The organism is Chryseobacterium sp. C39-AII1 (assembly GCF_039672645.1).
Classification (GTDB): domain Bacteria; phylum Bacteroidota; class Bacteroidia; order Flavobacteriales; family Weeksellaceae; genus Chryseobacterium.
In genome coordinates this window covers 82,245-95,781 of sequence record NZ_JBDFPQ010000013.1, presented here as the reverse complement: position 1 = coordinate 95,781, position 13,537 = coordinate 82,245, and the positions used below count along the sequence as shown (strand labels likewise).

15 protein-coding genes are annotated in these 13,537 nt (G+C 35.1%); 2 read left to right on the top strand and 13 right to left on the bottom strand.

The window, feature by feature from the left end; genetic code table 11:
• Positions 1 to 21 precede the first annotated feature (21 nt).
• The 11 genes from ABEG63_RS17350 to atpB all read right to left on the bottom strand — a co-directional run bounded on the left by ABEG63_RS17350 (position 22) and on the right by atpB (position 9,466).
• Entirely contained in the window at positions 22 to 1,173 is a 1,152-nt protein-coding gene (locus tag ABEG63_RS17350) for a methylmalonyl-CoA mutase family protein (protein ID WP_346586481.1), read from the bottom strand.
• Positions 1,174 to 1,320: 147 nt separating this feature from the next.
• The gene (locus tag ABEG63_RS17345; RefSeq protein ID WP_267402913.1) at positions 1,321 to 1,677 is read right to left on the bottom strand and encodes a septum formation initiator family protein; all 357 of its coding nucleotides are present in this window, start codon (positions 1,675 to 1,677) and stop codon (positions 1,321 to 1,323) included.
• Position 1,678: 1 nt separating this feature from the next.
• A complete protein-coding gene (gene udk / locus ABEG63_RS17340) occupies positions 1,679 to 2,293 on the bottom strand; it encodes a uridine kinase (RefSeq protein WP_267402912.1) in 615 nt (204 codons plus the stop codon).
• Between the two features lie 379 nt (positions 2,294 to 2,672).
• Positions 2,673 to 2,978, bottom strand: coding sequence for an ATP-dependent Clp protease adaptor ClpS (locus tag ABEG63_RS17335; protein WP_267402911.1), 306 nt, complete (start codon positions 2,976 to 2,978; stop codon positions 2,673 to 2,675).
• 14 nt (positions 2,979 to 2,992) lie between these two features.
• A complete protein-coding gene (locus tag ABEG63_RS17330) occupies positions 2,993 to 4,351 on the bottom strand; it encodes a hemolysin family protein (RefSeq protein WP_267402910.1) in 1,359 nt (452 codons plus the stop codon).
• 105 nt (positions 4,352 to 4,456) lie between these two features.
• Positions 4,457 to 5,326, bottom strand: a complete 870-nt coding sequence (atpG, locus tag ABEG63_RS17325; protein WP_346586478.1) for an ATP synthase F1 subunit gamma — start codon at positions 5,324 to 5,326, stop codon at positions 4,457 to 4,459.
• 76 nt (positions 5,327 to 5,402) lie between these two features.
• Entirely contained in the window at positions 5,403 to 6,980 is a 1,578-nt protein-coding gene (atpA, locus tag ABEG63_RS17320) for a F0F1 ATP synthase subunit alpha (protein ID WP_267402908.1), read from the bottom strand.
• Positions 6,981 to 6,998: 18 nt separating this feature from the next.
• The gene (gene atpH / locus ABEG63_RS17315) at positions 6,999 to 7,538 is read right to left on the bottom strand and encodes an ATP synthase F1 subunit delta (protein ID WP_346586476.1); all 540 of its coding nucleotides are present in this window, start codon (positions 7,536 to 7,538) and stop codon (positions 6,999 to 7,001) included.
• A gap of 2 nt (positions 7,539 to 7,540) precedes the next feature.
• Positions 7,541 to 8,035 (bottom strand): F0F1 ATP synthase subunit B, encoded by a 495-nt coding sequence (locus ABEG63_RS17310; RefSeq protein WP_267402906.1) that lies wholly within the window; start codon positions 8,033 to 8,035, stop codon positions 7,541 to 7,543.
• Positions 8,036 to 8,121: 86 nt separating this feature from the next.
• The gene (gene atpE / locus ABEG63_RS17305; RefSeq protein ID WP_034675836.1) at positions 8,122 to 8,331 is read right to left on the bottom strand and encodes an ATP synthase F0 subunit C; all 210 of its coding nucleotides are present in this window, start codon (positions 8,329 to 8,331) and stop codon (positions 8,122 to 8,124) included.
• Positions 8,332 to 8,386: 55 nt separating this feature from the next.
• Positions 8,387 to 9,466 (bottom strand): F0F1 ATP synthase subunit A, encoded by a 1,080-nt coding sequence (atpB, locus tag ABEG63_RS17300; protein ID WP_346586474.1) that lies wholly within the window; start codon positions 9,464 to 9,466, stop codon positions 8,387 to 8,389.
• Between the two features lie 781 nt (positions 9,467 to 10,247).
• Between atpB and ffh the strand changes: the two genes are divergently transcribed.
• Both ffh and ABEG63_RS17290 read left to right on the top strand, forming a co-directional pair.
• Complete coding sequence (gene ffh, locus ABEG63_RS17295; RefSeq protein ID WP_267402904.1) at positions 10,248 to 11,609, top strand: signal recognition particle protein; 1,362 nt, start codon at positions 10,248 to 10,250, stop codon at positions 11,607 to 11,609.
• A gap of 95 nt (positions 11,610 to 11,704) precedes the next feature.
• Positions 11,705 to 11,944, top strand: a complete 240-nt coding sequence (locus tag ABEG63_RS17290) for a TM2 domain-containing protein (RefSeq protein ID WP_267403248.1) — start codon at positions 11,705 to 11,707, stop codon at positions 11,942 to 11,944.
• A gap of 84 nt (positions 11,945 to 12,028) precedes the next feature.
• Here ABEG63_RS17290 and ABEG63_RS17285 read toward each other — a convergent pair whose 3' ends face one another.
• Positions 12,029 to 12,661, bottom strand: a complete 633-nt coding sequence (locus ABEG63_RS17285; protein WP_267402903.1) for an OmpW family outer membrane protein — start codon at positions 12,659 to 12,661, stop codon at positions 12,029 to 12,031.
• Between the two features lie 35 nt (positions 12,662 to 12,696).
• The gene (locus tag ABEG63_RS17280) at positions 12,697 to 13,377 is read right to left on the bottom strand and encodes an outer membrane beta-barrel protein (RefSeq protein ID WP_346586473.1); all 681 of its coding nucleotides are present in this window, start codon (positions 13,375 to 13,377) and stop codon (positions 12,697 to 12,699) included.
• Between the last annotated feature and the right edge of the window lie 160 nt (positions 13,378 to 13,537).

Genomic DNA, 13,537 nt, shown 5'->3' with positions numbered 1-13,537 from the left:
TGGCATCAAATATGATCACAATTATTCAAACATTTCTGCCCAACGAACCGCTTTAATTTCCTTTTCGTTGTATAATTCTTCCGCAGACTTTTTAACGTTTAATTTTGGATATAAATTCACCCCAATCAGCTTTATTTTGCCTTCTTCTACCCATTTTTGTTCTTCAACAGCATGATCGTAGATTTTCTTCTGGATAATTCCTTGCTTTAAAAGTTCAAGGTAACCTCCCTTTTCTTCAATTTCAACAAACAATTTCCAAGATTTTTCTGCAATTTGCTGCGTAATATCTTCCACATAATAACTTCCGTTCGAAGCATCTTCAAAGACATTAATGATACTTTCATAAGCCAAAACAATCTGCTGTTTGAAAGAAATTTCTTCCGAATTATCTGTTGATCTATCAACTAAATAATTATTACTGAAAATCGCATCAGCTCCGCCAATCATGGCAGAAGCCAATTCTAAAGTTGAACGAATCAGGTTATTTTCATTATCGGCAACCGCTTTATTTCGTAAAGACGTTTCTGCAAAAATGTATGGAATTTCGTCTAAGTTATATTCTTTTGAAAGTTGATTGAAAACCATTTTAAATGCTCTCAGTTTCGCCATTTCGAAGAAATAATTTCCTCCGACAGCAATTCTGAAAATTAATTTATTTAAAATTTCAGAACCATACACTTCAACCAGCTCTTTTGTTTTCGCCAAAGCAATTCCTAATTGTTGGTAAATGGCTGCTCCGGCATTCTGATGAAGAGAAATATCTACGCAAATGTTTCTTCTAAATTGTTTTGCCAATAATTCTTTCACCAACTGATCATTAATCGTAGCTTCTTTTTCATCAAAAACATCAATTAAGGAAAAATACGGATCTTCCTCTTTCGGACTGATGTGTCCCGCCAGATCAAAATTATTCACGAAAATAGTTTTCTGTTCAAGATTTTCTACATTCTGATCCAAAATAAAGGCAAATACATCCTCTTCTAAACTTTCGTGATATCTTGATACCAAATGCGTGCTTTCTTCGATTTTTGGCAGATTTACCAAAGGCTTTTCTACCGAATCATAAAAAGGTTTCACTACAATTCCTTCTAAATTTTCTTTTGAAAGAACTGAATAAATATCATCAGTTTTAAGTTGTTTTTTAACTAGATTTTCCCAGGCTGTATTTGACATTGGATATGGATTATGTGAATTGTCAATCGTCAATTTTGTTTCACAAGTGAATTTTGAATTAACCGCATATTGACATTTTACGTTTATGATTTACATTTAAAAAATTAACAAGCGAAGCGAATTGACTATTCACTTTTCACTTTCAAATTATTTTTTCGCCACCTTCGTACTGTCTACTACCAGAATAAAGATTTCTTCATCCGGCTTTTTCATGAAATAATTTTCTCTTGCGTATTTTTCTTTTTCCGATTTATTGTTCATCAATTTTTTATAAAACGTATCATTTTTTTCGTATTCGGTTTTATAATATTGAAGTTGTTCTTCGTATTTGTTAATCTCGCCATTCAGCTCATTGATTACCAAAAACGAAGTTTTATCAAAGAAAATCATCCAGACCAGAAACATACCAATAGTAATAGTATACTTATTCAGAACATATTTCTGAATAATTTTGAAAGTCTCAGACTTTGGCTGGATGTCTTTAATAAGTTTGTTTTCTTTCATTTTAATGTTTTCTCAACGAATTTTTAATAACAGTTGTTAAAAAATCAATCGCTACGGAATTTTGTCGCATGTTGGGAATAATTAAATCGGCTTCGTTTTTAGAAGGTTCGATAAATTCCTGATGCATAGGCTTCAACGTGGTTTGATAACGGTGTAAAACTTCACCCAAATCTCTTCCCCTGTCTTGTGTATCTCGCCTGATCCTTCGGATTAACCTCTCATCTGAATCGGCATGTACGAATACTTTTAAATCAAATTCCTTTAGCAATTCTTTGTTGGTAAGAACCAAAATTCCTTCTACCACCAATACATTTCTTGGCTCTACAGTAACGTGATCTCCTGTTCTACCATGGGTTACAAAGCTGTAAATAGGCTGTTCAATGGGTTCGTTGTTTTTCAACGCTTTTACATGCTGTATCAACAAATCAAAATCGATGGATTTTGGGTGATCATAATTTAAAGCTTCCCTTTCTGTAAGCGTAAGATTATGATTATCATGATAATAATTATCCTGAGAAAGGATATTCATTCCTTCGATATCAAGCTGTTGAAGTATCTTGTCAACAACCGTAGTTTTGCCGGATCCTGTACCTCCTGCAATTCCTATTACAAGCATTCTTATTTGTTTCTTTATAGTTTTTACAAATATACTATTTTATTTAAAAGCTGGAAAAAGGATACAGTAAGATACGTACTTTTTTAAAGTAAAATTTTCATCTGTTAGGCCTTCTGTATTTTTCTTTTTAACGCTGAGATCGCTAAGAAAATCATTTAGCACAGTGAATATTTTTCGTTCGCAAGGGCGCTTTGCTCAGCAAATGATAGCAATGTTTAAATTATACCATTTTGTTGTTTAAGTTATTTAACCCTTTCAGGGTTATATCATAATGGAATACGTATTCATCGGGTTTCACCCGACGCTACTCATATTAAATCACTTAGTGTTTTTTTTTGAGTTTAAAACAAAAAAAATCCGACATTACTGCCGGATTATGTTATACTATTTCGCTTGTTAATTCTCTTGAAATAAGTCTTTCATGCATAGGTTTCAAAACATCTAAAGAGCCTGTTTTTACCGTACACTTGCCTTTGTAATGCACCAACATGGTACATTGCTCGGCCTGTTCTAATGTATGCTTGCAAATTTCGATCAAACAATCGATCACAAAATCAAAAGTATGAATATCGTCATTATGCAACACCAATTTATACACTTCATCCGTATCGTCAAGCACCAACACTTCTTCTTCATACTGACGTTTCGGATTGTCGTAATCTTTTATACTGTTATAAAAAATCATTTTTCTTAATTCTTTTAAACTTCGCCTATTTTTTCGGCTAAATCATTGATATTATTTGGCGCTTCATACACCAATTCCACAAGCTCAACGCTTTTATTATTCATTTTCAAGATCTTGAAATGATAATTTTCCATGTCAAACTCCTGATTTTCTTCAGGAATATCTTCCAATGCGTGAAGAATAAATCCGGCTAATGAATTGTACTCACTTTCCTCTGAAAGCGGTAATTTTTTAGGTAAAAATTCATTGATCTCATCCAAAGGCTGAGTTGCCTGTACCCAATAGGTATTTTCGGCAATCTTATCAACAATTTTCTCTTCATCGTCTTCTTCATCCTGAATTTCACCTACCAATTCCTCTAAAATATCTTCAAGAGTAATGATCCCTTCCGTTCCACCAAATTCATCAATAACAATCGCTAAATGCTGCTTCTTCTGCTGGAAAATCTTCAATAGATCCGAGATTTTTTTACTTCCAACTACGAAAAACGCATCACGCATCAGTTCTTTAAGATCTTCGTGATTCAGTTCACCCTTTCTCTTTACAAATTCTCTAATGATCTCTTTCGTGTATAAAATACCAATCACATTATCGATAGAATCTACGTATACCGGAATACGGGAATATCCACTTTCCATGATTTTGTTGATGATCTCGTTGATATCTTCTTCAAAATCGATTGACGTAATATTCTGACGAGGAACCATGATCTGTTTTGCCGAATGATCCGTAAAATCAAAGGCATTTTTAATGATCTCATAGTTTTCCTCTTCAATCTCTCCACTGTCGGCACTTTGTTTTACCAACAACTGCAATTCTTCAGTAGAGTGAATTTCCTGTTCGGAAGCCGGGTGAATTTTAATTAATCTTAAAAATCCGTTCGACATAAGGTTCATCAACCAGATAAATGGTTTGAAAACAGTATAGAAAACTCTCAACGGCACTGCTGTAGCCATTGTAGTAGATTCTGATTTTCTGATTGCGATTGATTTTGGAATTAATTCCCCAAAAACAATGTGCATTACTGTAATTAATACAAAACTTACAACAACTGAAATTGTTGTAATCGTTGTTTGAGCCATCTCTACATTCAGAGAATGAAAAATACTTTCCACAACGTGGTGTAAGGCGCTTTCTCCTACCCAACCTAAGGCTAGTGAAGCCAATGTAATCCCCAGCTGCGTTGCCGACAGGTATTCATCAAGATGCTTAATGATATGCTCTGCCTGCTTCGCCATAGAGTTACCTTCGGCTGCTTTTAATTGGATTTGAGAATAACGAACTTTAACAATTGAAAATTCTGCGGCTACGAAAAAGCCATTAAGTAAAACAAGTAATAAGGCTAGCAAAAGCCTGACTATGTCCGAGTCCATTTAGAAATTATATAATTTATTCTTACAAAGATATACAAAATAAAAATAACAAAAAAAGCATTGAGATACCCAATGCTTTTAATATTTTGTTAAAAATGTAATTTCTTACGAATTTTTCAAGGCTTCTGCTCCGGAAACGATCTCTAAGATTTCGTTTGTAATAGCAGCCTGTCTTGCTTTGTTGTAGAAGATCACAAGATCATTTTTCAAGGCCTGCGCGTTGTCTGTTGCTTTGTGCATTGCAGTCATTCTCGCTCCGTGTTCAGATGCAACTGAATCTAAGATCGCTTTGAAAACCTGAGTTTTAATAGATTTCGGAATCAAATTATCCAAGATTTCCGCTTTATTTGGCTCAAAAATATAATCTGTCTCTACCTGAGATTCTGTAGTATCTACCTCTTCCATAGAAATAGGAAGAAGTTTTTCTGTAGTTACTTCCTGAGTGGCAGCATTGACGAATTTATTGTAAATAACATATACTTCATCAAATTTACCTTCAGTAAAGCTTTTCATAACACCTTCTGTAACGTGTGCTACTGTATCAAAGTTCAAATTATCAAAAACTGAACTTGCGTTAGCATATACGGTACGTGTTTTTCTTACTGCATCAAAAGCTTTTTTACCAATTGGAAGAACTTCAACCTCATATTGAGAGTTGTTCTGAAACTGGATATTAAGCTCTTTTACAATCGATGAGTTGAAAGCTCCCGCCAAACCTCTGTTTGAAGTAACAGCGATGAAAAGTACTCTTTTAACCTCTCTTTTTTGAGCATAAACAGAAACCTGATCAGGATCTGAGCTAGAATTTACATTCTCGATCAATTCCTGCAATTTTTCAGAATAAGGTCTTAACATGACGATGGCATCCTGTGCTTTTTTAAGTTTCGCAGCGGAAACCATTTTCATAGCACGTGTAATCTGCATCGTAGATGAAATTGACGATATTCTACCTCGTATTTCTTTTAAGTTTGCCATTAATTGTGGTTCAAGGTTTAAGGTCTAAAGTTTAAGGTTTAAAACATTGAATTCTAAACCTTAAACATTGAATTTTTTAGTTATATTTTGCAGCTAAATCGTTAGCAGCCTGCTTAAGAACGCTAGTAATATCGTTATCGATTTTTCCAGCTTTAATAGCAGCCATTGTTTCTGGGTGCTTAGATCTTAGGAACTCGATATATTCTACCTGGAATTCTTTTACTTTTTTGATAGGAACGTTTCTCATTAAGTTTTCTGTTCCGGCATATACCATTGCTACCTGACTGTCTACAGGAAGTGGTGCATTTACCGGCTGCTTAAGGATTTCTACGTTTCTTTCTCCTTTAGAGATTACTGCTAAAGTAGAAGCATCAAGGTCTGAACCGAATTTCGCAAACGCTTCTAGTTCTTTATACTGAGCCTGGTCTAATTTAAGAGTACCAGACACTTTTTTCATTGACTTGATCTGAGCGTTACCTCCAACACGAGATACAGAGATACCTACGTTGATCGCAGGACGAACCCCTGAGTTGAATAGATCAGACTCCAAGAAGATCTGTCCGTCTGTAATAGAGATTACGTTTGTTGGGATATACGCAGAAACGTCACCCGCCTGAGTTTCAATGATTGGAAGTGCTGTTAATGAACCGCCACCTTTTACGATTGGCTTTAAAGATTCTGGTAAATCGTTCATTTGGCTAGCAATTTTATCATCAGCAATTACTTTTGCAGCTCTTTCCAATAATCTTGAGTGAAGATAGAAAACGTCTCCAGGATAAGCCTCACGTCCCGGTGGTCTTCTCAATAGTAGAGAAAGCTCACGGTAAGCTACTGCTTGTTTAGATAAATCATCATAAACGATCAAAGCTGGTCTACCAGTGTCTCTGAAGAACTCACCGATAGAAGCACCTGCCATTGCAGAATATACCTGCATTGGAACTGGATCTGATGCGTTAGCAGCAACGATTACAGTATATGCTAAAGCTCCTTTATCAGAAAGCGTTTTAACGATTTGTGCTACAGTAGAAGCCTTCTGACCGATAGCAACATATATACAATATACAGGCTTCCCTGCATCAAAGAATTCTTTCTGGTTGATGATCGTATCGATCGCAACAGTAGTTTTACCTGTCTGTCTGTCACCGATGATAAGCTCTCTCTGACCTCTTCCTACCGGAATCATCGCGTCGATGGCAACAATACCTGTTTGCAAAGGTTCAGTTACAGGTTGTCTGAAGATAACTCCGGGAGCTTTTCTTTCTAATGGCATTTCATATAAATCCCCAGTAATAGGACCTTTACCATCGATAGGGTTACCAAGAGTATCTACTACTCTACCTAACATACCTTCTCCTACTTTAATAGAAGAGATTCTGTTTGTTCTTCTTACTGTATCTCCTTCTTTTACTAATTTACTTTCACCTAATAAAGCAACACCTACGTTGTCTTCTTCAAGGTTTAGTACAATACCTTCTACATCGCTAGCAAACTTCACCAACTCACCGTATTGTACATTTTCTAACCCGTATACACGAGCAATACCATCACCGATGGTTAAAACTGTACCTACTTCCTCAACGTTTGATTGAGTATCGAAGTTGGCCAATTGCTGTTTTAAGATCGCAGATACTTCTGCCGGATTTATTTCTGCCATTGTATGGTTGTTTTTTTCTTAATTTAATTGAAAATCTTTTTTCACTTGGTTTAATTTCGCTTTCACAGAAGCATCTACCTGCTGGTCTCCTACTCTTAGAATGTATCCTCCTAAAATCGAAGGGTTTACATTTACCGTAAGATCAAAATTAGCATCTGCTTTTACTAAGCTAGTAGATTTTAAAATATGCTCGATATTCTCCTTTGTCAGTTCAGTCGCAGTTGTTAAAGTAATTCTTTTAACACCATTAATGTCTTCCACTTTATTGATGAATTCCTGAGCAATATTCTTCAGTTGATTTTCACGACCTTGCTTAATAACAAGTGTGATTAAATTCTGAGAAGAAACAGATAAACCTTTAAATATTTCGTTTGCTACTTCTACTTTCTTTTTAGAATCGATGTAAGGCGTAAGAAAAAATCTGTTCAAATCTTTAGATTCGTTCATGATCTTCACCACATCTTTCATTTCAGAAAATACAGTAGCCGTTTGCCCTGATTCGTTTGTAAAATCAAGTAAACCTTGTGCGTATCTTTTAGCTACTTTAGATGTAAGCATTCTTAGTTAAGGTTAGATTTGTTTATATAATTTTGAACTAATTCGTTTTGAGCCTCGCTGTTATCAAGCTTTTGCTTCAAGATAGATTCTGCGATGTTTACAGATAAAGTACCAATTGTAGTTTTGATGTCTGCCATAGCAGCATTTTTCTCAGCATTGATAGATTGTCTTGCCGCTTCGATCAATTTTTCTCCTTCAGCTTTTGCAGCATCTTTAGCTTCACCTACGATTCTGTCTTTGATCTCTCTAGCTTCTTTTAGGATAGCATCTCTTTCGATCTTAGCCTCACGCATAATTCTTTCGTTGTCAGCTTTAAGATCTTCCATTTCTTTTTTAGCCAATTTAGCCTGGTTAAGAGCATCCTGAATATTGTCTTCTCTTGTTTTAACAGCGCTAAGAATAGGCTTCCATGCTAAAGATTTAAGAAGAACCACTAGTAATAAAAATACTACAGCTGTCCAGAAAATATTACCAATTGAAGGAGTTAATAAGTCCATTTTATATTCAATTATTATTTTTAATTTGTTTTAACTTTTTTAAAAGAATTCTACAAACCAACCGTTTGTAGAATTCTGTTTGTTTACTATCCGTTTCCTAGTAATGCTACTACGATACCGAATAGACCAGCACCCTCGATAAGAGCCGCTGCGATAATCATTGCAGTTTGGATTTTTCCTGATTGCTCTGGTTGTCTTGCAATACCTTCCATTGCGCTACCACCAATTTTACCAATTCCCAATCCTACACCAAGAACTGCTAAACCAGCTCCGATTGCTGCGATACTACCTGTCATAATATTATATATTTAAAAAGTTATTTTATTTCTTAATTTGTTTTTTGTCTCTTTTTTAGTGGTGATCGTGGTGAGGCTCCTCAACCGCAGATCCGATAAACAATGCTGTTAACATGGTAAAGATATAAGCCTGTAATGCTGCTACCAATACCTCTAATATATAGATGAATAATGATAAACCTAATGATACCGGAGTAATAGCATACGTTTGCATGATGAAGATCAATGCGATCAAACTCATGATGATGATGTGCCCAGCCGTCATGTTAGCAAAAAGACGAATCATCAATGCGAAAGGCTTAGTAATAATTCCTAATAATTCTACAGGAACCAAGATAATGTAAACCAAGATCTTTCCTGCGAAAGGCATGTTGCTCCCTAGTGGATCAAACATGTGCATCCAATATGTTTTTCTACCGCTTAAATTCACAATTAGTAAAGTGAATACCGCTAAAACCATTGTGAAAGCAATATTACCTGTTGTATTTGCTGCTCCTGGAAGTAATCCTAAGATGTTAAGAACCCAGATGAACAAGAATAAAGTAACCAAATAAGGTACATATTTCTGGTATCTTACAGATCCGATGTTTTGAAGAGCGATCTCGTCTCTTACGAAAACTACGATCGGCTCGATAAACTTAGCAACTCCTGAAGGAACCTGAGATTTTTTATAACTTGAAGCTGAAGCAAGACCAATAATTAATAAGATCACTGCAGCCAATAACATTTGTGCAACAACTTTAGTAATAGAGAAGTCTAAAGGAACATCATTTGTTGGGTGCCCTTCGTGCATATCCAACGTTCCGTTTGCATCTGTCGAGTAGATTTTGTTGTGGAATACTTTGTAAAATTTACCATCCACTTCTGCAACATTCTCCTCCTCGTGTCCTAATTTTTCTGAACTGAAAACTTTCAACCCATTATCCCATAAAATGACAGGCAAAGAAATTCCTACAGAATTGTGACCTTCACCCCAAAGATGCCAATTATGTGCATCTGAAATATGGTGCATAATAAATGGAACAGGATTGTACTTTTCCTCTTTTACGGTTTCCGTACTTCCTTCATGTGTTTCTGCAAAGCCGAAGCAGAAAACAATTAGATGCAGGACGATTAACAGTTTTTTAAAACTCATAACTAGATTCTATTTCTAAAATTTTTGCAAAAATATAAAATTATATTCTATTATTAGTAATTCTTTAATTTATTATGACATGATATTAGTCTTGTTTTTTCACCAGCCTAAGAACAAAAAAAACTTCTATTATAAGGTAAATCCAGTATATAATGAAGTAGGGCACGATATTTAGCCTAAAATCCTTCTGGAAAAGTGCAATGTATCCCATCGCAAAAAATTTAAAAACAACAAATCCAAGAAAAATAAATCCTATGATATTCTTTTTTTCTAGGGCAAAAACGATTAAAATCGTTAACAAACCGATGAACGTAATAAAAAACATCAGAAAATGAATTTTGAAATTAAGATTTAAAATTCCATTCTCCATTAACAGATATTGCGAAGCAAATAATACCGCGGACAACAATAAAAATAATCCGAGCCCTTTAAAAACAATTGTAGCCTTTTCCATTGGCTGCAAAACTACCAAAATTTATTAATATCCTTATATATATGGTAGGAAATAAAAATGGGGAAGCGTTTTAAGTTAAAAGTAAGAAGTAAAAAGAGCCAAGTGTGTGAGATGTTTGGAAGCGGGAGGTTCATGGAGGTAAAAAACCTTTACAGTAATTATATCGAAGAATTACAACCTTTGAAGTATTTCACCTATGCTAAAACTTCCCGCCTCCAGCGTCCTGCTTCCAACTATTTTAACATATAACTTTTTAATAACAAATCACATTAGGCGTATTAAAGAGAAAATTGTTACTTTTGCAAACCATATAATATATATAATAGTATGTTTAATAGTTTACAGGATAAATTAGACAAAGCACTTCATAATATTTCCGGGCGTGGAAAAATCACTGAGATCAACGTTGCGGAAACCGTAAAAGAAATTCGTAGAGCATTGGTAGACGCCGATGTTAACTATAAAGTTGCCAAAGATCTTACTAAAAGAGTTCAGGATAAAGCTTTAGGACAAGACGTTCTTACATCGCTTACACCAGGGCAGTTGATGACAAAAATCGTTCACGACGAATTGGTAGATTTAATGGGTGGTTCTCAGGAAGGAATCAACCTTTCAGGAAAACCTTCTGTAATTTTAATTGCAGGTCTTCAAGGTTCTGGTAAGACTACTTTCTCAGGAAAATTAGCGAATTATTTAAAGACAAAAAGAAATAAAAAACCTCTTTTAGTAGCGTGTGACGTTTATCGTCCGGCTGCGATCGATCAGCTAAAAGTTTTAGGTGGACAAATCGGGGTTCCTGTTTTCACAGAAGAAGGTTCTATGGATCCTTCAAGCATCTCTCAAAATGCTATTAATTTTGCTAAAGCTAACGGTCACGATGTAGTAATCGTGGATACAGCTGGTCGTTTGGCGATCGATGAGCAGATGATGAAGGAAATTAAAACCGTTCACTCTGTCATTACGCCTAATGAAACGCTTTTCGTTGTTGATTCAATGACGGGACAGGATGCGGTGAATACGGCAAAAGCGTTCAATGATACGTTGAATTTTGACGGGGTTGTTTTAACGAAATTAGACGGTGATACTCGTGGTGGAGCTGCTTTAACGATTCGTTCTGTGGTTGAAAAACCAATCAAATTCATCTCTACGGGTGAGAAAATGGAAGCTTTAGACCTTTTCTACCCAGAAAGAATGGCAGACAGAATCTTGGGAATGGGGGACGTTGTTTCCTTGGTAGAAAGAGCTCAGGAGCAGTTTGATGAAGAGGAAGCAAAAAAACTTCACAAGAAAATCGCTAAAAACGAGTTTGGTTTTGATGATTTCTTAAAACAGATCAACCAAATCAAAAAGATGGGTAACATGAAAGATTTGATGGGAATGATTCCTGGTGTTGGAAAAGCTATTAAAGACGTTGAAATCAGCGATGATGCCTTCAAACACATCGAAGCGATCATCCATTCTATGACTCCGGATGAAAGAAGAAGACCTTCGATTATCAATACACAAAGAAAAAACAGAATTGCAAAAGGTGCGGGAAGAAAAATTGAAGACGTAAACCAATTGATGAAGCAATTCGACCAGATGGGTAAAATGATGAAGATGATGCAAGGCCCTCAAGGGAAACAAATGATGCAAATGATGAGCAAAATGCCAAACATGCCTGGAATGGGCGGAATGTTCGGCAAATAACCCAAACTCAACACACCAAATAAACATTTTTAAAATATTACACTATGGAAATTAACGAGAAGCAGGAAAATTATAATTACAACAACAATCAGGGAATGCCTTACAGGTCTGAAAAAAAGTTGGCTGCAGGGATTTTAGGGATTTTATTAGGATCTCTAGCCATTCACAAGTTTTATCTTGGCTACACAAAAGCTGGAATTATTCAGTTGATCTTAGGCGTGGTAACGTGTGGAGCTGCCGGAATTGTTGGCTTTATTGAAGGAATCATCTATTTAACAAAATCTGATGAAGAATTTGACAGAACATACGTTCAGAACCAAAAAGAATGGTTTTAAGCTAATTTAATTGTCATTTCAAAATAATAAAACCGACTCAGTTTTGAGTCGGTTTTTTCGTTTTTATCTTTAAAATAATCAAGATTATTTATCAGATTTCTGAGCTTTAGCTTTGATGAAATAAGAGAAACCTACGTTTACACCGAAGTTATTTCTTGTTGTTTTAACCTCTGTGTTAAGAACGGTATTCTTAGTGTAGAACTGATCAAAACCAAGTCCTAAATTGATTCCTAAAGACTGTGTAGCCATATATGTTACACCAGCTTTAGCCTTCCACGTTAAACCATCGTTTGTAGAGTCTGCATTAAAAGCAGCCCCAGAAGAAAGACTGTATTTTTCTTTATAAGTAGCATACCCGATACCTGCTCCTACGAATGGGAAAAGTTTGCTTCCTGTATTGAAATAATACGTTGCAGTCGGCATTACAGAAAATGTAGTATTTGTTAATTTATCGCCATCAAACTTATTGGTGTTGCTGTTGAATCCTAAATCGATTCCTACCGCCAAACCGTCGATTACGAAATATCCTACAGAAGGTGTAATAGAAAAGTTAGAAATCTTAGGGCCATCATTAGACTCTCCGTTAGCTTTCACTGTAGAGCTTTGAGCGTTGAAGCCTAATCCTGTGTTTCCACTGATTACCCAGTCTCCTTTAGTCATTTGCGCGTTTGACAATCCGAAAAGTGCCACAGCACCAGCTAATAATAATTTTTTCATAGTTAAAAAATTTAAAGTATTAATTTGTTTATATTTTACTGTTGATTTTCTTTTTTATTGATGACGTATTTTACCCCAAAAGAAACTGAAGAAAGATTGAATCCGAACTTATAATTGTTGGTTGCGTTATCGAAATCTTCATATTTAAAACGATCATATCCAAACTCTCCTATTGTAGCTTCAATAGACCAGTTTTTATTGATAAAATAGTCTAATCCAGGCTTGATATTTACCCCAATCGAAGTAAATTTATATTCCATATTCTGAGTATCCTCATACATATAACCATAAGCCACATCAGTTGTTTTAGAATTTGCCTCAATTTCTGTTTTACCCAATTTTACAGGAATTTCTAACTGTCCGAAGAAATATAATTTATCAGATAAAGTCCAGTATTTTCTTACAAACGGAGCGATAGTGAAAGCAGGTTCTTTACGTATAAATTCAAATTCTGAAACATAGCTTCCATTCATATATAATTGACTGTATGTTTTTTTACTGTGAGAAAATCCCCAACTTGCTCCCACAGCTAAATTAGGCGCTACGAAAACACCTACACTTGGCAACGCTTTGAATTCCTGTGTACTTTCGTTGGTATTTTTATTTTCGTTTTTAGAATAATTTACCTGTCCGGAAATATAAACTGCTCCCCTGTTGATCTGAGCGTTTGACAGGCCAAACAATGACACAGCACTTGCTAGTAATAACTTTTTCATGTATTAGTTTTAAATATTTTTATCATTGAATGCTTTAAAATTTAATAATAAAGCATTCGTATTTTTTTTGATTTATTTAGCGAAAACGTATTTCAACCTATGAAATAGATAATTTTCTATGAAAACACAGATTTTACCGCTGTGAATTTGAATCTTCGAA